The organism is Oceanobacillus oncorhynchi, assembly GCF_000821065.1.
Taxonomy (GTDB): Bacteria; Bacillota; Bacilli; order Bacillales; family Amphibacillaceae; genus Oceanobacillus; species Oceanobacillus oncorhynchi.
This window is the reverse complement of record NZ_CDGG01000001.1, coordinates 1,894,968-1,916,886: the sequence shown is the minus strand read 5'-3', so window position 1 is coordinate 1,916,886 and position 21,919 is coordinate 1,894,968. Positions and strand designations below refer to the sequence as shown.

General features: G+C 40.2%; 18 protein-coding genes and 1 pseudogene. 6 read left to right on the top strand and 13 right to left on the bottom strand.

The genetic code is table 11. From position 1 onward, the window contains the following. The 7 genes from glgD to mmuM form a co-directional block, all read right to left on the bottom strand. Entirely contained in the window at window positions 1–1,173 is a 1,173-nt protein-coding gene (gene glgD / locus BN997_RS09130) for a glucose-1-phosphate adenylyltransferase subunit GlgD (RefSeq protein WP_042531586.1), read from the bottom strand. After that, window positions 1,163–2,305 (bottom strand): glucose-1-phosphate adenylyltransferase, encoded by a 1,143-nt coding sequence (locus tag BN997_RS09125; RefSeq protein WP_042531584.1) that lies wholly within the window; start codon window positions 2,303–2,305, stop codon window positions 1,163–1,165. The genes glgD and BN997_RS09125 overlap by 11 nt, the downstream gene beginning before the upstream one ends. Before the next feature lie 150 nt (window positions 2,306–2,455). Then, window positions 2,456–4,384 carry a 1,4-alpha-glucan branching protein GlgB gene (gene glgB, locus BN997_RS09120; RefSeq protein WP_042531582.1) on the bottom strand — a complete coding sequence of 643 codons (1,929 nt, stop codon included), beginning with the start codon at window positions 4,382–4,384 and terminating at the stop codon, window positions 2,456–2,458. A 124-nt stretch (window positions 4,385–4,508) separates the two neighbouring features. Beyond that, window positions 4,509–6,242: a phospho-sugar mutase gene (locus BN997_RS09115; RefSeq protein WP_042531580.1), complete on the bottom strand. Its 1,734-nt coding sequence runs from the start codon at window positions 6,240–6,242 to the stop codon at window positions 4,509–4,511. A gap of 943 nt (window positions 6,243–7,185) precedes the next feature. Further along, on the bottom strand, window positions 7,186–8,397 hold the full coding sequence (locus BN997_RS09110) for an MFS transporter (RefSeq protein ID WP_042531578.1): 1,212 nt from the start codon (window positions 8,395–8,397) through the stop codon (window positions 7,186–7,188). Further along, window positions 8,390–8,821 carry a MarR family winged helix-turn-helix transcriptional regulator gene (locus BN997_RS09105; RefSeq protein WP_042531576.1) on the bottom strand — a complete coding sequence of 144 codons (432 nt, stop codon included), beginning with the start codon at window positions 8,819–8,821 and terminating at the stop codon, window positions 8,390–8,392. The genes BN997_RS09110 and BN997_RS09105 overlap by 8 nt, the downstream gene beginning before the upstream one ends. 166 nt (window positions 8,822–8,987) lie before the next feature. After that, window positions 8,988–9,932 carry a homocysteine S-methyltransferase gene (mmuM, locus tag BN997_RS09100; protein WP_042531574.1) on the bottom strand — a complete coding sequence of 315 codons (945 nt, stop codon included), beginning with the start codon at window positions 9,930–9,932 and terminating at the stop codon, window positions 8,988–8,990. A gap of 169 nt (window positions 9,933–10,101) precedes the next feature. On the opposite strand from mmuM, the gene gpmA reads away from it, so the two are divergent. Further along, window positions 10,102–10,797: a 2,3-diphosphoglycerate-dependent phosphoglycerate mutase gene (gene gpmA, locus BN997_RS09095; RefSeq protein WP_042531572.1), complete on the top strand. Its 696-nt coding sequence runs from the start codon at window positions 10,102–10,104 to the stop codon at window positions 10,795–10,797. Window positions 10,798–11,316: 519 nt separating this feature from the next. On the opposite strand, the pseudogene BN997_RS23485 reads toward gpmA, so the two are convergent. Next, window positions 11,317–11,871 (bottom strand): annotated as a pseudogene (locus tag BN997_RS23485) (N-acetylmuramoyl-L-alanine amidase family protein); the annotation flags it as partial. 248 nt (window positions 11,872–12,119) lie between these two features. Between BN997_RS23485 and BN997_RS09080 the strand changes: the two are divergent. From BN997_RS09080 to BN997_RS22525, 5 genes are all read left to right on the top strand, one after another. Next, window positions 12,120–13,178, top strand: coding sequence for an ABC transporter substrate-binding protein (locus tag BN997_RS09080; RefSeq protein WP_042531570.1), 1,059 nt, complete (start codon window positions 12,120–12,122; stop codon window positions 13,176–13,178). A gap of 7 nt (window positions 13,179–13,185) precedes the next feature. Beyond that, a complete protein-coding gene (locus BN997_RS09075; protein ID WP_042531568.1) occupies window positions 13,186–13,953 on the top strand; it encodes an ABC transporter ATP-binding protein in 768 nt (255 codons plus the stop codon). A gap of 6 nt (window positions 13,954–13,959) precedes the next feature. After that, window positions 13,960–14,778: an ABC transporter permease gene (locus BN997_RS09070; RefSeq protein ID WP_042531566.1), complete on the top strand. Its 819-nt coding sequence runs from the start codon at window positions 13,960–13,962 to the stop codon at window positions 14,776–14,778. 422 nt (window positions 14,779–15,200) lie between these two features. Continuing rightward, window positions 15,201–15,605 carry a PH domain-containing protein gene (locus tag BN997_RS09065; protein ID WP_244882358.1) on the top strand — a complete coding sequence of 135 codons (405 nt, stop codon included), beginning with the start codon at window positions 15,201–15,203 and terminating at the stop codon, window positions 15,603–15,605. A gap of 170 nt (window positions 15,606–15,775) precedes the next feature. Continuing rightward, a protein-coding gene (locus BN997_RS22525; RefSeq protein WP_139088971.1) for an IS3 family transposase occupies window positions 15,776–17,346 on the top strand; the annotation gives its coding sequence in 2 pieces (ribosomal slippage) (window positions 15,776–16,439 and window positions 16,439–17,346; 1,572 coding nt in all). A gap of 76 nt (window positions 17,347–17,422) precedes the next feature. Here the strand turns inward: BN997_RS22525 and BN997_RS09050 are convergent. The 5 genes from BN997_RS09050 to BN997_RS09030 all read right to left on the bottom strand — a co-directional run bounded on the left by BN997_RS09050 (window position 17,423) and on the right by BN997_RS09030 (window position 21,908). Then, on the bottom strand, window positions 17,423–18,475 hold the full coding sequence (locus tag BN997_RS09050; RefSeq protein WP_042531562.1) for a 2,3-butanediol dehydrogenase: 1,053 nt from the start codon (window positions 18,473–18,475) through the stop codon (window positions 17,423–17,425). Window positions 18,476–18,823: 348 nt separating this feature from the next. Continuing rightward, on the bottom strand, window positions 18,824–19,663 hold the full coding sequence (locus tag BN997_RS09045; protein ID WP_042531560.1) for a Cof-type HAD-IIB family hydrolase: 840 nt from the start codon (window positions 19,661–19,663) through the stop codon (window positions 18,824–18,826). A gap of 306 nt (window positions 19,664–19,969) precedes the next feature. Further along, the gene (locus tag BN997_RS09040) at window positions 19,970–20,278 is read right to left on the bottom strand and encodes a PTS sugar transporter subunit IIB (RefSeq protein ID WP_042531558.1); all 309 of its coding nucleotides are present in this window, start codon (window positions 20,276–20,278) and stop codon (window positions 19,970–19,972) included. A gap of 1 nt (window position 20,279) precedes the next feature. Beyond that, window positions 20,280–20,615: a PTS lactose/cellobiose transporter subunit IIA gene (locus BN997_RS09035; protein WP_042531556.1), complete on the bottom strand. Its 336-nt coding sequence runs from the start codon at window positions 20,613–20,615 to the stop codon at window positions 20,280–20,282. 3 nt (window positions 20,616–20,618) lie between these two features. After that, the gene (locus BN997_RS09030; RefSeq protein ID WP_084612899.1) at window positions 20,619–21,908 is read right to left on the bottom strand and encodes a PTS sugar transporter subunit IIC; all 1,290 of its coding nucleotides are present in this window, start codon (window positions 21,906–21,908) and stop codon (window positions 20,619–20,621) included. Window positions 21,909–21,919 lie beyond the last annotated feature (11 nt).

Sequence of the window (21,919 nt, the reverse complement as noted above, 5' to 3'; positions counted from 1 at the left end):
CTATCTCTCTATATCGCCAACTGCTACCCCATTCGCAAGGATATCATTGGTTACGTGCTGATATTTTTCAATGACTACCGGATTTTCTCTTGTCCCTATTATTTGTACCCCTGGATCCACAACAACTTCCTTATCCAAGATAGCGTTTTGCACCCTGGCTCCGGCACATATTTTTGCACTTGGCATAATGATTGAATCGATGATTTCTGTCCCTTTATCTATCACTGTTCCACGAGAAATAGAGGATCCTTCTACTTTTCCTTCAATGATACATCCTGTTGCAAATTGGCTGTTATTCACCTCAGAAGACTCTGAGTAATAGGTTGGAACTTCATTTTTTAATTTTGTATATATTTTTTGATTAGAATAGAGAAGCGAACTGAATTTTTGCTGGTTCAGCATATCAAGTGATGCATTATAGTATGAATTGATATCAAAAATATTACTTAAATAACCCGTATGCTCGTAGGTAGAGCTTTTTACGGTATGGATTTTTTTACGCAGAAAATCTTGGATATCCGCGGGAGTTCCTTCCTGCTGTCCTTCTTTTAATTCCCGAATCAGCCAATCTGTCTGGACGATATAAATATCCATGCAGAGATTCTCCTGCTCGGATGTCTGCAAATGCTCCATATATGGGCGCACTTCGGTAATTTGGCCATTATCTGTCAGAGATAATACAGCATCTGTCTGGCATATTTTTTCAGATTCTACCTTTTTATAAACTACCGTCATTTCATTGTTTTGCTGCTGGTGAATTTTTAAAACAGCTCGCAAGTCGATATTACAAATCATTTTACTGCTCATATAAACCGTATACTCTGATTTTGATTTTTCAAGATAGTCGATCAGCGGACGATAATAGCTTTGGTTATGTGCTTTTAATTTCAAAAAGTCTTGATAGAGGTGGATAAAGAAACGATTATGCACGCCGTCTAAATTCCATTCTTTCCCTCCGCCGATATGATCAAATACAGATTGTGTTTCTCCTTCATTAAAAATCATATAAACCGTATTTATATTCGCATTGACAATGCTGGAAAGCGGAAAATCAATCAGTCTGTATTTACAAGCAAACGGCAAGGTTGCCAGTGGTCTCTCATTTGTTAATGGAAGTAAAGCATTATAGCGTTGAATATTCCCTAAAACCGCACAAATTTTATTAGCCCTCATCCATCGTCACTCCAATCACTTCAGAATAGCCTACTACGCCGACCTCTTCCGTTCCGTCAATTACTGTATTGTCACCCACGACCGCGCCTTCTCCAATAATTGCCCGATGGATGGTTACGTCCCTGCCGATACTTGCTCCCGGCATAATAAAACTATCCGTTATTTTCGAGCCTTCTTTTACCTGCACATCATTCGATAGAATACTATTTTCAATCTGCCCAGCTACATAGCATCCATCAACGATTAGAGAGTCTGTCACCGAAGCGGTATCTGTTAAAAAGTTTGGCGGTGAAATTGTATTTCTGGAATAGACACGCCATGATTTATCCCGGATATCCAGATTCATTTCAGGATTAATAAATTCCATGTTTGCTTCCCAGAGCGAATCAATGGTTCCAACATCCTTCCAATATCCAGCAAATCGGTAGACAAATACATTCTCCCCGCCTTCTAAATAAGAGGGTATAACGTGCTTGCCAAAATCCAGCATATGGTCATCTTTGGAATAGCTGCTTAACAGCACCTCCCGTAACCGGCTCCAGTCAAAAATGTAAATTCCCATCGAGGCCAGGTTACTTTTAGGATTTTCCGGTTTTTCTTCAAATTCTATAATCCGGTCATTTTCGTCTGTATTCATAATTCCGAAACGAGATGCTTCTTTTTCAGGGACTTCCAGCACGGCAACTGTTAAAGAAGCTTCATTTGCTTTGTGTGTCTCAAGCATCTCTTCATAATCCATCTTATAAATATGGTCTCCTGATAATACAAGTAAATATTCGGGGTTCATCTCATCGATATAAGCAATATTCTGGTAAATCGCATGTGCAGTTCCTTCAAACCATTTACCGCCTTCTGAACCAGCATAAGGCTGAAGAATCGTGACGCCGGAATTAATTCCATCCAGCCCCCAGCTTGTCCCATTGTCTACGTGGTTATTTAAAGCGAGTGGCTGATATTGGGTGACTACACCCACATTTTTAATCCCAGAGTTGGCACAATTACTTAATGTGAAATCAATAATACGATATCTTCCTCCAAAAGGAACAGCTGGTTTAGCGATATTTTTTGTCAGTTTTCCTAATCGCGATCCCTTACCTCCTGCAAGAATCATTGCTAGCATCTCATTTTTCATATATTCGGTGAAAGCAGCCTTTCACCTGTCCCCCTTTCGATTACTTCTTCAAAAATTTACGTTAAAAAGTAAAACCTGGTGTGTTTCTATAATATATTTTTAGAGGATACAAAAAATTCCAATAAAAATGATATTTCCCATGATGAAAAATTACTTAGCAGATGGACGTTTTCTTGGTATTTTTATTTTATCAGGCTGTAAGATCAACGCTCCCAATGCCGGTACAACCGTTTTAATACGATAAGGATATTCCTTAAAAGGAACTTCCTCCGTTAATTGGTCAGGATTATGCTCTTTCCACGTCCCGCCGAATTCTTGCATTTCTGTATTCCAAATTTCCTTGTAGCTCCCTTGGTATGGAACACCAATCGGAAAATCCTGACGCTCTACAGGGGTCATATTTAAAATAATAATCAGAAAATCCTTTTTCTTCTTACTTTTCCGGATAAAACTAAGAACCGAATCATTTCGATTGTCGGCATCGATAATTGAAATCGTGTCATAGCTTTCCTCCAGTTCCCATAATGCCGGCTGTTCTTTATACAAAGCATTTAAACTAGTAGTAAAATGCTGCATGCTGTTGTTCATTGGATCATCTAAATCACGCCATTCCAATCCTTCATCGTACTTCCACTCTAAGAATTGTCCCCATTCACTTCCCATGAATAAAAGCTTTTTTCCAGGATGAGCAATCATATACGTATATAAATTACGCAATTGCGAAAATTGTTTATACCTGTCTCCCCACATCTTATGCATTAAACTCCTTTTTCCATGTACAACTTCATCATGAGAAAGCGGAAGGATATAGTTTTCCTGCATCATATACATAAAGGAGAAGGTGATTAAGTTAAAATGGTCCTTCCGAAAAGCTGGATCCATTTTATAAAAGTCCAGCACATCATTCATCCAGCCCATGTTCCATTTATAATCAAAGCCCAATGCGCCTGATTCAATTAATCCAGTAATCTGTGTGTCAGATGAACTCTCCTCCGCAATCATAATCACTTCCGGATGAGCCAGCTTGACAACTGCATTCAGCTTTTGCAGGAAGTAGTATCCTTCATAGTTACGATTCCCGCCTTCATGGTTCGGTTCCCAAGGCCCATCGTCATAATCTAAATAAAGCATACTGGAAACCGCATCGACACGTATTCCATCAATATGGTACATTTCTAACCAGAATAGAGCACTGGAGATTAGAAATGATTGTACCTCTGGTTTACCTAAATCGAAATTAACAGAGCCCCAGCGAATATTTGCTGCCCGATCCGGATTCTCATATTCAAATTGAGGTGTGCCGTCATATTTCGGAAGAGCATCATCATTAATACAGCAGTGACCGGGGACCCAGTCCACAAATACTCCTATATTTTCCTTATGACATGCTTCCACAAAATCTTGAAATTCTTCCGGCTTGCCGTAATAAGAGCTTAAAGCAAAATAACCTATCAATTGATATCCCCAAGACGCCCCGAGAGGATGCTCCATTAACGGCATAAATTCAATATGGGTATATCCCATTTTCTTGACATATGGAATTAATTCTTCCTTTAAATCCGCAAAGGAGTAAGGCGTCCCGTCCTCATGATGCTTCCAGGAACTGGCATGTACCTCATAGATATTTATGGGACGCTGAAAGAAATTAGAACGCTTCTTTCTCCCGTACCATAAACCATCCTTCCATTTTTTCTCCGGAACATGATGAATCACAGCTGCATTATCCGGACGCTTCTCAAATGCAATGGCAAATGGATCAATTTTATAAACTACTCTGCCGTCTGCCTGACGCACCTTGTATTTATACAAATCATTCTCGGAAGGCTTGCCGGTGAACACTTCCCAATAGCCATATACTTCATTTTTTTCCATTGGCAAGGATTCGTCCCAGTCATTAAACGTTCCTACCAACCATATCTGCTGTGCATTCGGAGCCCAGACACGGAAGACAAATCCTGTCTCCCCGTCCTGGTCTTCCTGGTGATATCCGAAAACATGCTGACTATAAAAGTTCTCACCCGAGTGAAATCTTTTTATTGCATCTTCTGTTTCCAATTCCAAATACTCATTCGTTTGCATTTCTTCATTCACCACCTATTGAAGTGCGTGTTCAAAAAGCTGCCGATGCTTTCGATTACTCCCCTCATCGAAAGGAGCTGATGATTTTTGAACATCCTCTTGAAGCTTGTCCCTGAAGTGATTTTCAGCTGGTTACATTGGTTATTTCCGAAATAGCTGCTGAAAAGGCTTTGATTTTTTCTTCAGCCGCTTCTTCACTCCCAGCTTTAACACCGATATAAAACTTAATTTTAGGCTCTGTTCCGGAAGGGCGTGCAGCTATCCAGCTTTCGTCTTCCAAGAAATATTTCAATACGTCTGAGGGCGGCGTGTTCAACGCAGTTACGGAACCATCTGCATGTACTTTTTCCTGTAATTTATAATCCTCTGTGCTGACAACCTTTATCCCTCCAAAAGTTATCGGAGATTCTTCACGAAGCTGTCTCATTAAGGAAGCTATTTTCGCCGAACCTTCTAAACCGCTCATGGTAATAGAAATTGTTTTTTCCTGATAATAGCCATATTCCTCAAAAATCGTTTGTAATGCGTCGTAAAGGTTTTCGCCCTTTTGCTTGTAGAAAGCAGCTACTTCGGCAATCAACACCAGCGCCTGAATGGCATCTTTATCTCTGACAAAGGGTTTTACCAGATAACCATAGCTTTCTTCAAAACCAAACAGAAATGTCTGCGAGCCGTCCTCTTGATATGCCTGAATTTTTTCAGCGATAAATTTAAAGCCTGTCAGTACATTAACCATTTTAGTTTGATAATTTTCAGCAATAGCAGTGGAAAGCTCGCTGGAAACAATTGATTTCAATGCCACTGCATTGTCTGCCAGTGTACCATCATCTTTTCGCGCTTTTAAAATATAATCCAGCATCAAGGCTCCAATTTGATTACCGCTGAGAACTCTATAGGTTTCGTCCGGCAGCTTCACAGCAACACCTAAGCGGTCCGCATCCGGGTCTGTTGCCACCAGCAAATCAGCACCGTCTTTTTCCCCCAGGGAAATCGCATATTCAAATGCAGAGTGTTCCTCCGGGTTAGGAGATTTGACAGTCGTAAAATCCGGATCAGCAATACTTTGCTCAGGGACGAAAGAAAATCCTGTAAATCCTGCTTGCTCCAACGCTTTTTCACCAAGCATTTTTCCGGCGCCATGCAGCGGTGTAAAAACAAGCTTTAAATCTTCTCCTTCTTTCGCTACCAGCTCTCTATTAATCGTTACTGTATCTACTTCCTGTAAATAGGCATCATCCACTTCTTTTCCGATAATTGTCAGAAGCCCTTTTTCTTTCGCTTCTTCTTCGGATAATACATCTATTTGCAGCGGATTTTCTACAGAACGGACATATGATGTTAAAGCATCCGCATCTTTCGGCGGCATTTGTCCACCGCTCTCTCCATAAATTTTGTAGCCATTATAATTTGCAGGATTATGGGATGCCGTGATCATAATGCCGGTAAACGTATTTAAGTGTCTCACCGCAAAGGAGAGCTCCGGTGTCGGACGCAATGATTCGAATACATAGGACGGAATCCCGTGGTTTGCGAGTGTTCTTGCCGCTTCTAACGCAAACTCAGGGGACTTATGTCTGGAATCATAGGCAATCGCCACTCCCCTTTTTTTATCCTCTTCTGACTGACTTTCCATAAATCGGGCCAGACCTTCTGTAGCTTGTCTCACCGTATAAATGTTCATCCGATTGATGCCCGGGCCCAATATTCCGCGCATACCCGCAGTTCCAAATTCTAAAGGGTGTGAGAAAGCATCTTCCAATTCTGTTTCATTGTTTAAAAGACTCTCTAATTCTGTTTTTAGTTCTCTATCCAGAGTCTCTTCATTCTTCCATTGTTCATAGGTATCTTGATATGACATAAACATGCCCCCTTCTACATTAAAATCTATGATCTTACTGCCAAGTAACAGTAACTCTATATTCCTGCGCAGACAAATAAAATTGATATAAAAAAACATCGCTGTAACCCATCATTATATATTGCATATATATGGAATGGTTCTATGTTATAAATTGATAACACATGACTGCGATGTTTTTATTTACGTTTATATAATAAATGTCTCTTAAAATATAGTCTATTCTATTGTCTGCTGCTGTTACTTTCACTTTTATTTACGTTCTAGATGAAATAACTAAATTTTCTAAAATCTGATTTTGAAAACCAACTTATCATATAACTAGAATCTATTCATTTTTATATAGCAGTAAGAAGGTTACTTGAGTTCATTATACTATAGATCCTTACATAATTATACATTGAATTTAAGAAAAAGGAGTAAAGTTCATATTATTATCATAATCCATTGGAATCAATTTACTTTTATTATCTTACATAACAGCAACCGACTTTTATCGTATATTTTCTACAAATTTTCACAGTACACTTAAAACATTTTTCGCCAAAATCTATCGTTGACAAATTCGATGTCATTATGGTTTTTAGCAGCCGTCTCAAAAATACTAGATATTAACTCAACTTTCGCACCTAAGAATAAGCATATATATCTTGCTATTCCAGGGTGAACATGTTCTCCATTACCGTGCTTGCATTTTGGTGAACTATCCGGCCATTTTGAAATTGGTGATGGTGCATAGCTCCGCTCCGGACAACCACTCCGCTTTCCGCCGCAGCGGCGCTTTACACTTCGCCTTCTATATCTTTGTCAAGGGTGTTATCAAAGGAATGATTAACTCCTGTTTCTATGGAAATGAAGTTACTTTTTAATGTGTGAAAGTTGAGATATTAATGTAAAAAACCTTCATTCCAAAAAGAGTCTCTTTTTGGAATGAAGGTTCTTTTTATTTATATGCTAATGCTTGCTTTTGAGCAGAAGCGGCTTTTTTGCCATGTAAAATGGTATACAGCCCTGCTGTTACAAGTACAACCAGGCCTAACACGATATAAAGCGTGCTAAACCCAATGGCTGGCGCAATAAATCCGAGGATATATGGTCCAAAGCCTAATCCTCCATCTAAAAAGATGAAGAAAGTAGATGTTGCCAGCCCCATCCGATGCGGGGGCGTCAGTTTGACTGCAATCGCCTGTGTACAGGATTGCATATTACCAAAACCAAGGCCAATCAATACACCCGCTAATAATAGTGTAAAGCTGCTATGTGCAAACCCTAAAACAATCATACCAATCGTAAACAGGACAAATGCAGGATACATTACAATATTTGACCCTTTTAAATCAATTAAACGGCCAGTAAAAGGACGGGAAAGTAATACAGCAATGGAATAAACAAGGAAGAATACACTTGCTGCGCTTACCAAATCCAGTTCTATCGCATAGGAATTAAGGAAAGACAGCACACTGGAGTAGCAAAGAGCTAAAATCAATGTGATAATTGCAATCGGCACAGCTCTAGGCTCTACAAATTGAGCAATAAAATGCTTTTCTTCCTCTTTTTCTATCTCTTTTTCCGCTTTTGTTTCCTCAATAACCGGGATTTTCACAAAAAAGACTGTAAAGAAACTGATAACACCAATTGCTAAACAGAGCCCAAAAATTCCTTGCATGCTGGTATGCTGACTCATATACAGACCGACAAACGGTCCTAATGCAGTAGATAAGGTCGCACTCATACTATAATAGCCGATTCCCTCTCCCTTGCGTGCTGCCGGAATGATCTGCGCTACAATCGTACCCGTTGCCGTACTTCCAAAACCAAGTCCAATCCCATGAATAAATCGGTTAAAGAGTAAAAAGCCGATACCAAAATTAAAGAAATATAAAGATGTAGCTACAATAAATATAATAACCCCGATAAACAGTGTTTTTTTCTGACCAAATTTTTCAATATAACGACCAATAAACAGGCGTCCAATCAGTGCACCGACAATAAAAATCCCGACTACTAGTCCGGATTGACTTGCAGTTGCATTAAATTCTTCTGCTGCGTATACTCCCATCACAACGACAAGCAGATAAAAAACAAGTGTTAATAAAAAATTAACTGCGGACACAATAATAAAATCTTTTGTCCATAACTTCGATTCACTACTCACTACGAAACCCTTCTTTACTTAAAATATTATCTTGGATTTTCATTAAAAATTGAAAAGCAATTTGCTTCTCTTCTTCTGTCAACCCTTCGGAAATGCTATGCTCTAATGCCGTAATCTCTTCTCTGCATACTTGATAGACACGCTTTCCTTCCGAGGTCAGCTCAATAATTTTTTCTCTGCGGTTGGTACTTGGTACTTCCTTAATCAGGCCAGATTCCTGCAGGCGACGAACCCGCCTGGTAATACCCGGTTTTTCTACTTGATAATAATTGGAAATATCAACGAGCGTTGAAGTACCGCTATCCTTTAAATAAACAATAACCTGCCACAGGGAATAAGAAAGCTGATATTTTTCTAAAAGGTCATTCAAATGTTTCATTAACAACCGGTGTGTACGTATATAATGCCGAAATAATCCTTCCATTTGCTAACCTCCACACATAATTAACAAGAGTAACTATTAACCTAGGTAACTATACATTTTATTACTGAAATTGTCAAGGGGGGATTGGATAAAAAATAATGGCTCTCCTTGTTTGGAAAGCCATTATTTTTGTCCGTTGCTTTTATGATGAAAAGAAGTCTGATTTCTACTGATTTCCCCTCAATATCTTATGGATACCTCTAATATCCTCTGGTCCTGTCCGGCAGCAGCCGCCGATAATTTTCGCTCCTTTTTTAGCCCAATCAGCAGCCGCGGCATCCATATGTACATCGTTATCTCCATTCCATGTTTTCGTTTCCGGATTATAATGTTCGCCAGAATTCGGATAGATGATAATAGGTTTTTGTGTACTGGCATGCAATGCTTGAACGGCATCACTGACAAATTCCGTGGTCACACAGTTTACCCCTACAGCTGCAATCTGGCTGCATGCGTTTAAAACTTCTGCACATTCTTTCAGAGACGTTCCTTCACTTATATGAACCGCATCTCTCAACGAAAACGTCATCCATGCAGAAATATCAGGAAATTCTTTCAGTACATCACAGATAACTCGAGCTTCCTGAAGTGATGGGATGGTTTCCACCGCTAATAAATCCGCTCCCGCTTCCACCAAAGCTTCTATACGCGGCTTGTGAAACTCATATAAAAACGAATCACTTACGCCGTAGTTCCCGATGTACTCTGACCCATCTGCAAGATAAGCACCGTATGGCCCGACAGAACCGGCTATCAATGGGTAGGGACGGAATGCTTCTTTTTTTTCCATCCAGTAATCTTCCCGCGCCTGTTGTGCTAATTCTACTGTTTTTTTCATAAGTGCTCTCGCATCCGCTTCACTTATTCCGCGCTTTTTAAAACCATCTATACTTGCCTGATAGCTTGCTGTGATTGCAATATCTGCCCCCGCCTCAAAATAAGCATAATGAACCTTTCTGATTTTTTCAGGCTCGTCCAGCAAAACACGAGCTGACCACAAGGGATCCTCTAAATCACAATCCAGCTTTTCTAATTCTGTTGCCAATGCACCGTCTAAAATTAATGTATCAAATTGATCCAGCAGCTGTTCAATTGGATTAACTTTTACCATTACCTGCTACCTCCATCTCTCTTTTATTTACTAGCTTATCGTATTCTCTTCTTTCTGCAAATTTTTCCTTTTTTTTTCAGAAATTTTTTAGAAGTTATTCCTTCGCATAATGTGTAAATCCTTCCAAACAGTGGTATGTTATATGTAAAAGGATAGTGAGGGATTATATATGAAGCTTGTACTGATCAGACATGGACAAAGTGAATGGAATTTGGCCAATCTTTTCACTGGATGGACAGATGTGGATTTAACAGATCATGGAGCTGCAGATGCGAAGCATGCAGGTCAAGCATTGAAGCAGCATGGATTCCACTTTGATGTGGCCTATACATCCTATTTAAAAAGAGCCATTAAAACACTGAATTATGTTTTAGAGGAAACAGACAGCCTGTGGGTCCCCGTCCATAAATCCTGGAAGCTGAACGAAAGGCATTACGGCGCTTTACAAGGATTAAACAAGCAGGAAGTGGCAGAGAAATACGGAGCCGAGCAGGTGCATATCTGGCGCCGCAGCTTTGATACAGCTCCTCCGCTTTTAGAAAAAGAAGATGAACGTTATCCTGGACATGAGCAAAAATATAAAGAAATACCCGAAGATGAAATCCCTCTCGGTGAAAGTCTGGAAACTACCATCAAACGCGTTATCCCTTACTGGGAGGAAGTAATAAAACCATCTGTAAGAGCAGGGAAAAGTGTTATTATCGCTGCACACGGGAACAGTTTAAGAGGTTTAATGAAATACCTTGAAGATATCAGCGATGAGGATATTGTAAATGTTTCCATCCCTACCGGAGTTCCACTTGTTTATGAATTAGATGACAATTTAGAACCTGTTTCAAAATACTTTATAGATCAGGAAGAATAAAACTTCATTCAGCAGAGACGTTGATTCTCTGCTGAATGAAGTTTTATTTTATAATCTGCGTGCGCTCGTATCTGGTCCAATATAAATATTACGTCTTCCCCGGCCTGTTTGAATCGTCACGACATTTGGATACGGCTCTGCTAAAATCGTATAAGTCAAGCCTCCAAAAGCTGACGGTGTAAGGCTCCAATCACTGTTTTTCTTTACAGGAGTAACATTTAACGGATACGTTCGCCAGGTGGATGCAGATGCTGGCAAATGAACACGTTTGGCTGAGGAACCGGTAGAAGTATTACCAGAATTCCCTCCAGATCGGATGGCATTTAATAGCCGTGTATTCTGTGCAGCTGTTCCCGTATAATTTTGAATACCATAAGAGCCAGCCAGCCTGGCACGATTGGCAAAGCTGGAATCTGTTCCAACGGATTTCAAATAATCTACAATGGAATTCGTTTTGCCTGCACCTGATGAAGCGCCTCCCTGGTTATTACTGGAGCCGCCGGAATTACCGGAAGACCCTGAGCTGCTTTTAGAGGATAATTGAAATATCCTCGCGATTCCTCTTGCATGTCCTAAAGCAATTTGCTCCAAAAATGCATCCGATTTCAATTTTGCTGCATCTGCCGCATGATCGATGAATCCATTTTCTGTTAAAACAGCTGACATTGCCGACTCGCGCAGTACATGAAAATTCGCTTGTTTTCTTCCTCGATTTTGAAAGTTCACCTGCTTCATGACTTCTTCATGCATGATTTGCCGATATCTTCCGGTTACTCCTTGATTAGAAAGACTGGAGTGAATAAAGTCTTCGTACCCAGAACCTCCCCCGGCATTGATATGAATGGAAACAAAATAATCTGCGCCCCACTGGTTCGCATCATTGGTCCGTGCAGTCAATGAAACGGTTCGATCCGACGTACGGCTCATCCGAATTTGATGCCCCTGATAACGATTGTTCAAGATATTTCGTATTTTCAAAGCAATCGCCAGCGTGACATTTTTTTCTTGGAGTCCTTGCCCTACAGCTCCTGTATCACTTCCTCCATGTCCAGGATCCAAGTAAATCTTCGCCATATAGAATTCCTCCCTCCATTTAAGATATAGAAAAAAGAGCTTGCCCGTATGGACGTGCTCCTTACGTGATTTGCTGATTTTTATTACATGGCGATAAATAGAGGCATCTTCCTTCTGTAATTTTCCAAAAATTCGTATAGAATTAAGCACTTATTTGTGCTATTCTATTATCTATATATCAAGCATACATACGGTTTTTCAAAAATTCGGACAAGTGCTGGTACTTAATTATGAAGGGGGAAATATTAATGAGAAAGAAAAAAAGTCTGTTATGGATGGCACTCTTAGCATTGCTAGTTTTGCTTGCTGCCTGTGGAGATAATGCATCTGGTACAAATTCGGATGATGCACAGCAATCGGACTCAGAAGGATTAACTACTGTTGAACTCGGAATGCTAAAACTGACGAGCTCAGCACCACTATTTATTGGAATAGAGCACGGATTATTTGAAGAAGAAGGAATCGATCTTCAAGTAAATTGGTTCGATGCGGCACAGCCAATTGCTGTCGCCGTAACCGGCGGGGATATTGACGTCGGTGCAACGGGAATTACTGCAAGCCTATACAATATGGTTGCGGGCGGAGAGGAATTATTAATCGTAGCTGATAAAGGAAGAGAACAGGAAGGCTATTCCTCCACTGCATTATTAGTACATAATGATTCAGATATCGAATCTGTTGAGGAACTGAAAGGGAAACAAATTGGAATTACTCAAACCGGGTCGACTTACCACTACATGGCCGGGAGATTGCTTGAGGAACACGGTCTGACAACAGATGATGTGGAACTTGTTCCATTAAACAGCATTCCTGGATTAATGGAAACATTGGAAAGTGAACAAGTAGATGCTGTCCTTTTAAATGAACCGAATATTTCGCTTGTGCTGGAAGAAGGCTACGGGAAAGTGATTGAACAAATTGGCGATGCTTTTGACTATCAGACATCCGGAATCTTTTTCTCCAATGCCTTTGCAGAGGATGAGGAAACGGCAGTTAATTTCATGAAAGCTTATGCAAAAGCAACCCAATATTATTATGAGGCTGTTCTTGTCAAAGAAGACGGGGAAATCGTTCCAGGGGAAAATTATGAGGAAGTCATTAATATTATTGCAGAATATACAGATCAAGAGCCGCAATTGATTGAAAGCGGGCTGCCTTATATGGATCGGGACGGCGTACTGCTCTCAGAAGATATCCAAACACAAATCGACTGGTACGCAAAGGAAAACTTAATAGATGCGAATGTCAATGCCGAAGATATCGTAAATACCGAGTTCCTTGAACAAGCTTTAAACGAATTGGAGTAGTGACCGTATGAAAATCGTCATTGAAAATGTTATAAAAAAATTTATCGATGCCAAAAAAAATGAAGTGACCGCATTGAACGATATCAATTTCTCCATCAATGAAGAGGAATTCGTCGTACTGGTCGGACCAAGCGGCTGTGGAAAATCGACGCTTTTGAATATTGTAGGCGGCTTATTGTCGCCTACTTCCGGTGATGTATACTTTGATGGAATCGAACAGGACCCAACACTTGGCATCGTGTTCCAGGAAAACGCCCTATTTCCTTGGCGAACCGTTTTTCAGAATGTTGTCTATGGACTGGAAGAACGGGGTGCAAGCAAAAAAGAGCAGAAGGAAATCGGTAATCACTACCTTGATATGGTCGGCTTAGCTGACTTTAGAGATGCCTATCCTAAACAGCTGTCCGGTGGGATGAAACAGCGGGCAGGAATCGCCCGGGCTCTTGCTGTAGAACCGGATTTACTCCTGATGGATGAACCATTTTCTGCGCTCGATGCTCAGACAAGGACATTAATGCAGGAAGAATTACTTACCATTTGGAATCGCACCCGTCTAAGCACGCTTTATGTAACGCATAACATCCAGGAGGCTGTCTATCTTGCCGACCGTGTTATTGTTTTATCCCGGCATCCCGGGCAAATAAAACAAATTATTCATATTGATCTGCCAAAGACAAAACGAAATAGCGAAGAGCATATACAGCAATTTAACCGCTATTCCGAAGAGATTTGGGAGCTCATCCGGCACGATGCCCAGAAAGCCTTGAAGGAGTGATTCGTTATGGAAAAATCAATAGAACAAACATCTCAAAAAACAAATCGAAAAGTCATTAAAAACCGTGTTGCTTATCTCGATAAACAAGTTCCTTTCTACACTCCTTTTGTAGGTATCCTTGGATTGCTCCTATTGTGGGAGCTGATTGCGCAGCTGGGATTTGTTTCCCCGCTCTTTCTTCCTGCCCCGTCAGTGATTATAACAACTGGGTGGGAAATGCTCACTAACGGGGAAATTATAAGTAACTTGAGCGCCAGTTTATACCGGATTCTAATGGGGTATGCGCTTGGTTCCGTTTTCGGTATTTTAGTTGGGTTAATTCTTGGTTTCTTTCGAACTGCTGATGCTATCGGAACGCCAATTGTCTATTCCATTTACCCGATTCCCAAAATTGCCTTACTGCCATTATTTATCCTGTGGCTTGGAATTGGCGAGCTATCCAAGGTAACCATTATTGCGCTTGGGGTCTTTTTCCCAGTTGTTATCAATACCTTTTCCGGGGTAAAGAATGTTGACCCGCTCTTGGTTAAAGCTGCTGTCACATTCGGTTCCAGCCGTTTCAATGTTATTCGCAAGGTGATCCTTCCCGGTGCATTGCCGATGATTTTTGCAGGACTCAAGCTTGCTGCCGGGACTTCCCTGCTTTTACTTGTATCTGCTGAAATGATTGCTGCTCAGGAGGGGCTTGGATCCATGGTTCTCCACTATGGAAACCTGATGATTATATCAAAACTGATGGTCGGCGTTTTGATTTTATCATTACTAGGATTGACCTTTAATAAAGTTCTTAAATGGCTGGAAGGTAAATTAATTCCGTGGCAATAAAAAAGTTTAAATAAAAAAAAATGCAGATAAATCATGCTTCATAAACTGGCCCCTATAAAACAGATACGGTAAAAAAACAACCACTCTATTCTGTTTTATAGGGTTCTTTGCCATATATTTATTTTAGAATGATTGTACGCGGGAGTTGATTATATGGGGGCATTATTTTTCCGTTAACGATTCTAAACATCCCCTCGTCCAATTGGGGTGAATTCCATATCTAGTTTTTTTAGAAAACGGAAAACGCGAATGCTTTCAATGTACCCTTCACATGGGACCGCTTTACTAAAACAGGGAGGAAACTTTGCACTATCCTTTCTTATAGCACAAAAAATAAAAATGAAACTTACCATCCTGACAAACGTAGATGTAGTAGGAAGGGGGAACCTTATATGGTATTTCCGTCAAAAAAAGATTGGTGGATGAGAATTGTTATCTGGGGAGCGGCTCTGCTTCTTATTATACCGCCTGTTTTCTTCCCAAACTTCGGTGTTTGGATGACTCCTGCATTTTTAGATAAGCAATGGATAAAAGTAATCATCTTGGGCTTTACTGGCATTCTTTTATTATGGATTTGGTTCAAAACCAATTACACGGTTGAAGAAAAAACACTAAAAATAACTTGCGGACCTTTTAAGAAAAAAGTAAAAATAGATGATATCCGCAGCATTCGGCAAACGAAAGATCCATTTACTGCTCCAGCTCTATCTATGGACAAACTTGAAATTAATTACGATTCATTTAAGGTTATTGCCATTTCTCCCAAAGATAAGCAGACATTAATACATCATTTATTAAAACAAAACCCCAATATAGAAATAAAGTGAGCCTTTAAACAACCAGGTTCTTATAAAAAACCTCTGCTTTGGCGGTTCCGGATGGCTGAACAGCGATAACAGATGAAAAGCAAAAGTCCACAGACATGATTGATATGCTCCCAATACAGTGGACAGAGAAATAATAAAAATTCTCTACTACTGTATTGGGGGCATTTTCTATGTCTAAAAGGAGAAGTAAACATACTTTAAATGAAAGGATAGAGGCAGTATTACGTGTGATGGAGGGGAGCGTGTCTGTAAGCAGGATTGCTAAAGAATACGCTGTCGACCGAACGACGATTAACGTATGGGTTCGCAAGTACAAAGAAAATGGGGGCTATGGTTTAAAGGATTTGAGGACATGGAAGGGATATTCCAGCGAGCTGAAAAGGGAAGCTGTTGAATTTTATTTAAATGGAGAAGGCAGTTTGAGAACGACTTGTGAAAAGTTCAATATTTCATCTCATTCGGTTTTACGTCAATGGATAAATCAGTATACTAGTGGGAAAGAGATAAAATCTACTAGTAAAGGAAGAGGAACCGTGACTAAAGGGCGTAAAACCAATCTTCAAGAGCGTATCGAAATTGTACAATATACGATTGCCAACGACCGCGACTATCATAAGGCAGCTGAAAAGTATAACGTTTCTTATCAACAAGTATATAGCTGGGTACGCAAGTATGAAAAAGATGGGGAACAAGGTCTTCAGGATCGTCGTGGAAAGTCCCTGGAGTCAAAGCCTACACTTACAGAAGAGGAAGAATTACAGCTTCGTATTAAAGAGCTGGAACACCGTAATCAGTATTTAGAGGCGGAGAATGGCTTATTAAAAAAGTTGAAGGAAATCGAAAGGGGGATGGGACCGCGCGACTAGGAACACATTTAGCTAAATTCCAAGCAATTCATGATTACCAACAGGAGACAGACACTCCGATTCTATTACTCTGTGAAATCTTAGTTGTATCACGCTCCGGATACTATAAATGGTTGAACTATGACCCAACAGAATCCGAAAAAGAAAATGAATGGCTCATGAAAGTAGTGAAAGAAGAATTTAAAAAGTATCACGGTAACTTTGGTTATCGTCGAATAACCATGGTGATCAACCGCAAATATAAGAAGCAGTATAACGAGAAAAGAATTCGACGCTTAATGGATCAAATGGGCCTAAAATCGCATATTCGCCGGTCGAATGGTTATTCAACGAAGACAAGTCACGAAAATATTGAAGAAAATATTTTAAACCGAGAATTTACCGCAGAGAAGCCGAATGAGAAGTGGGTAACGGATATTACGCACATGCATTATGGTTTTGGCAGTAAAGCTTATTTAAGTGCCATTAAGGACCTTTATGACGGCTCAATCATTGCTTACCAGGTTGGACGCTATAATGACAACCCTCTAGTTATGGATACCATCAAAGCGGCTATACAAGCAAATCCTGACACAACTCCATTGATTCATAGTGATCGAGGTTCGCAGTATACATCAAAGGAGTATCGTTATATTACTACAGAAGCTGGCATGACGCGCAGTATGTCTCGTGTCGGTAACTGTATTGACAATGCTCCGATTGAGAGCTTTTTCGGTCACTTTAAATGTGAATGTTACAACCTAAAGCAGTATAAGTCGTTTGAGGAGCTAAAGGAAGATATTGACGAATATATAACGTTTTATAATGAAGAACGATATCAAGCAAAATTAAACAGCCTTGCACCGTTAGAATTCCGGCACCAGGCTGTCGCATAGATTTTTTGTTTTTTCACTGTCTACTTGACAGGGCGCAGTTCAGATTCGCCTGTGGACCTTTCAATTATAAATCCTCTTATTTTGCACTGACCAGAATTTTAGATTGACTTTTATCGTTAAGAAGTAAGTCAAATCCTTCTTCTACGATATTATCTAATTTAATTTTATTCGTCACTACTTTTTCAGCAGGGATTTGTCCGCTGGCAATTAAATTAATCACACGATCGTAGATATTGGAATATGCCAGGGAAAATTTAATGTTAGCTTCTTTAATTGTTGATGCAAAGGCATTGATTTCCGGATTTTTCCCAAAAATCGCTAACACACAAACGGTACCTGTACGTTTAATAGCTTCCAGACATGTATCAAATGTCGGCTGAACGCCTGCACATTCTAATGCCACGTCAACACCATCACCATTCGTATCTTCCATAATTGTGCCAATCACATCATCTTCCGCTGGATTTAATGTTTTTACAAACCCAAAGGTCTCCGCTAGTGCTAAACGTTCTTTCGAAACATCACTGACAAATACTTTACTCGCACCTGCTGCACGAGCTGACAAAACCGTTAATAGGCCAATTGGTCCTGCACCGGTAACCAGTACCGCATCCCCTGCTTTCACACCTGCCATCTCAACCCCATGATACGTTACTGCAGTCGGCTCTACAAGCGCTGCCTGCTCCAATGTCATATGATCCGGGATTTGATGACAATATTGTTCTTCCATGACACAGTATTCTGCGAACCCGCCATCATCAGCAAGGCCGATAAATGCGGCATTACTATTTCTGCAAAGGTGGTAATTTCCTTCCCGGCATTCCTTGCATTCTCCGCAGCGAAGGTTTGGCTCGATACAAACGCGGTCGCCAGGCTTGAACGAGGTAACACTGCTGCCTACCTCTGTCACCGTTCCGCTAAACTCATGACCCAATGTCAGCGGAGCTTGTCTTTTTGATATTGGATGCTCTTCTGTCGGAATACCAACAAAATGAGAATAAGCATGTAAGTCTGAACCACAGATACCAGTCCATGCTACTTCTACTTTCACATCTTTTGCCCCGACTTCTTTTACTTCGACATCCTCTACACGGACATCTTTTTCGGCATAAATTCTTGCTGCCTTCATAGAAACTCTCTCCCATTCTATAATTTTTCTTATAAAAGGCAGAGTTTGCTTTCACTAAATGAAATACACACCTAGTTAAATACACCTATTTTTTTCAGCAAACACACTCTGTCTACCAATCTATTATACCATATGCCCAGTAAGAATTAACTGCAAACGCTCATGCGACCATAAAACGAAACTTCATTCAGCGGGAATTTTACGGGCGGTTCTCCGTGATAAATTATAAAATCACCCGAAAAAGACAAAATAAATGGTTGAAATTATGAAATAAGTCAGCATCCCCAGCAAAAATACCAAAATATATTTTACCGCTTTTCTCATCACCGCTCACCATCCTGTCCGGAGTCATTCGTCTATTAACTTTTCCAGCACAACCGCAATGCCATCCTCTTCATTCGTTAAAGTAATTTCATCTGCTGCACGTTTCAGTTCATCCTTTGCATTCCCCATGGCGATACTTCTGCCAGCGTACTGCAGCATCGTATAATCATTTTGTCCATCACCGAATGCGATAGTATCTTTTGCCGCAACCCCTAAGGAAGAAAGTGACTGCTCAATCGCGTTGGCTTTATCAATATCCTTGTCCGTGAATTCAAAATAAAATGGAGCAGAAAATGCTGCTGTTACTTCGCCTTGAAACGGCTCTTGCATTTGCTGGTAATGGGCTTGCAGGTAATCCTGCTCTCCTGCTACTAAAATTTTATGTACTGGAAAATCCACAAAATCAGCTAGATCATCCACCTCGCATAATTTCAGTCCAGCCCCTCTGGCTTCATATCTAATAATATTGATTGCTTCTCCTTCATAATGAATCACATTGTCATACACATCTTCTACATACAGATAATCGTCCCGGTCAATCATTGTTTTAACTGTAAATTTCCGCAGATGCTCTAAAACAGCTTTTGTGTATTTGACAGGCAATGGCTGGCTGAATAATTCTTTCCCTGTTTCACATTCAACTACTCTTGCTCCATTATAAGATACTATCAACCCCTGATAAGCACTCATTTCTAATTCATTTGCAACATCCTCCATCCCTTTTGATGGTCTGCCGGATGCTAAAACAAGCTGTATCCCTTGTCTCTGCGCTGCCATTAATACTTTCTTTGTTCTTGGCGAAATTACTTTTTCATTTGTCAGTAAGGTCCCGTCTAAATCTAATAATATGGCTTTTGGCTTCATGATCTGTCTCCTCAGTTCTGCTTTTTTATTTTCAAATTATGTTTCAACCTTTCCCGATGTAGGCAACGTTATTCAGGTATCTCCTTCTATCTTTTCCAATACATAGCTATCGTTCTATTATATTTTAAAATAAGCTGTTCATCTATTTTTTGATGTAACAAAAGAACCTTCCATCTTTTTAGCTGCTTCTCTATCATAGAACGGAATTGTTTATAGTGGAAGGGTAATGTACTGGTACGCTGAAAATATCTTCAAACACAAAAACTCGTACCTGCAAAGACGCAGATACGAGTTTTTATATCTATTCTAGTTTTCTCCATTTAATTCAATGGCCTGCTTCAGAACTTTATCCCCCTGCATCATTCCGTATGCCATCTGATCAATGACAGCTACCTTAACACCTTGAGGTTCTACCTTTTCTTTGATTTTCCCCTCTAGATAGCGAACTTGGGGCCCGATAAGAACAACATCTAACTGATCTAAATGATTCTTCAGCTGCGATTCTGCAACCGCTTCAATATCAGCAGCTACATTCTGTGCTTCTGCTGCTTCCTTCATTTTCTTTACAAGCATCGACGTAGACATCCCCGCTGAACAAACTAAACGTATTTTCATATTATTTCTCCTCCAGACGAATTATTTTTTGATGCATATCTATCATTTCAACGGCTAAATCCTTCACCGTTAATGCGTTCATTAAATGGTCCTGCGCATGAATCAGGATTACGGAAAGCGGAGTTGCTTTCCCATTCGCCTCGTCATGCAACAGGCTTGTCTGCATATAATGCGCCTCTGCAAATGCCTCATCCGCTGCATCCATTTTTTTAGCCGCTTCTTCAAATTCCCCTTTTTTAGCTAGCAATAACGCCTCCATTGCATCGGATTTGGCATTCCCTGCATGTAAAATAATTTGAAAGGAAAGCATTTGCACTTCTTCTTTTGTCATTGTCATGTTTTATTGACCTCCCATTTTCTCTTTCATCGCACGTACGCCTGCCATAATGAACGGGATATAGATAACCACCGCAACAGTCAGGTTAATAAGCTGAAGAATAATTCCTCTGGCGCTGCCGCCCGTTACCAGATATCCGCTTAGAATCGGTGGAGTCGTCCACGGCAGAATAGCCACTGTTTTTGGTACCAGTCCTGTGGATAACGCGATATAAGAAATAACGGTTAATGTAACTGGTACAAGAATGAACGGAATCAAGAAAATTGGGTTTAAAACGATCGGCAGCCCAAAAATCACCGGTTCATTGATATTAAACAACCCTGCTGGAGCAGATACCTTGGCGACCTCCCGATATGGATGGTTCTTTTCTCTTCTTATCACAATAAAGATAGCTATCAAGAGCGCAATCGTTGTACCTGAACCTCCCATGAAGACAAAAGAATCTAAAAATGGCTTGGTCACAACATTCGGTACATCAAACGCAGACATCCCCTGCTGGAAAAGGCTTGCATTTTGCTCAATCAACGGCAGATAAACCGGCTCAATAACCGATCCAATAATATTGGTACCGTGTAAACCAAAGAACCAAAGCAAATGATTTAAGAACGAAACAACCAGTGCTGCAGGTAATGTATTTCCCAGACCTTGCAGCGGTTCTTGTATTGCATTAAAGATAACCTCAAACATGCTGATTCCTACGAATACACTGATAAGTGCCTGGAATAAACCGACTAATGCAAGAATAATCATTGCTGGAATCAATGCAGCAAAGGAACGGGTTACCCCTTCCGGAACGCCATCCGGCATTTTGATTGTAATATTCGCCTTCACCAGAAGACGGAATAACTCGGTTATCAGCAGCGCAATAATAATGGCTACAAATAATCCTTGCGCACCCAGCCAGGCAAAATTCAATCCCCAATCTGCTGTTTCTGGTACTAAGATAATATAGGAAGCAATAGAGATTAAACCTACCGATAATCCATCTATTTCATAAGACTTAGCTAAATTATAAGCGATTGTAAAGGAAATGAGTAGTCCAATTACGGCAAATGTTCCATTCCAAACACTTCCACCCAGCGTCTGCCAGTTCCCTTCCCCAAAAATATTATTTAAAATCTTCACCATATCAAAGCTTCCAAAGGCAGGGAAATTATTAATCAATACGGCTAACGAACCGATAATAATTAAAGGCATAATCGCTACAAAACCATCACGAACAGCAACTAAATGACGTTGTGAGCCGATGCGGCCGGCAATTTCAATAAATTTTTGCATAAATGTATTATTCATTTTTCTTCCCC

Coding starts and splice junctions, on each gene's coding strand:
- BN997_RS09070 (WP_042531566.1), top strand. CDS start 13,960: ATGGAAAAATCAATAGAACAAACATCTCAAAAAACAAATCGAAAAGTC.
- BN997_RS09050 (WP_042531562.1), bottom strand. CDS start 18,475: ATGAAGGCAGCAAGAATTTATGCCGAAAAAGATGTCCGTGTAGAGGAT.
- BN997_RS09075 (WP_042531568.1), top strand. CDS start 13,186: ATGAAAATCGTCATTGAAAATGTTATAAAAAAATTTATCGATGCCAAA.
- BN997_RS09105 (WP_042531576.1), bottom strand. CDS start 8,821: ATGGAAGGATTATTTCGGCATTATATACGTACACACCGGTTGTTAATG.
- BN997_RS09115 (WP_042531580.1), bottom strand. CDS start 6,242: ATGTCATATCAAGATACCTATGAACAATGGAAGAATGAAGAGACTCTG.
- BN997_RS09045 (WP_042531560.1), bottom strand. CDS start 19,663: ATGAAGCCAAAAGCCATATTATTAGATTTAGACGGGACCTTACTGACA.
- BN997_RS09035 (WP_042531556.1), bottom strand. CDS start 20,615: ATGACAATGACAAAAGAAGAAGTGCAAATGCTTTCCTTTCAAATTATT.
- BN997_RS09125 (WP_042531584.1), bottom strand. CDS start 2,305: ATGAAAAATGAGATGCTAGCAATGATTCTTGCAGGAGGTAAGGGATCG.
- gpmA (WP_042531572.1), top strand. CDS start 10,102: ATGAAGCTTGTACTGATCAGACATGGACAAAGTGAATGGAATTTGGCC.
- glgB (WP_042531582.1), bottom strand. CDS start 4,384: ATGCAAACGAATGAGTATTTGGAATTGGAAACAGAAGATGCAATAAAA.
- BN997_RS09030 (WP_084612899.1), bottom strand. CDS start 21,908: ATGAATAATACATTTATGCAAAAATTTATTGAAATTGCCGGCCGCATC.
- BN997_RS09065 (WP_244882358.1), top strand. CDS start 15,201: ATGAGAATTGTTATCTGGGGAGCGGCTCTGCTTCTTATTATACCGCCT.
- BN997_RS09040 (WP_042531558.1), bottom strand. CDS start 20,278: ATGAAAATACGTTTAGTTTGTTCAGCGGGGATGTCTACGTCGATGCTT.
- glgD (WP_042531586.1), bottom strand. CDS start 1,173: ATGAGGGCTAATAAAATTTGTGCGGTTTTAGGGAATATTCAACGCTAT.
- BN997_RS09080 (WP_042531570.1), top strand. CDS start 12,120: ATGAGAAAGAAAAAAAGTCTGTTATGGATGGCACTCTTAGCATTGCTA.
- mmuM (WP_042531574.1), bottom strand. CDS start 9,932: ATGGTAAAAGTTAATCCAATTGAACAGCTGCTGGATCAATTTGATACA.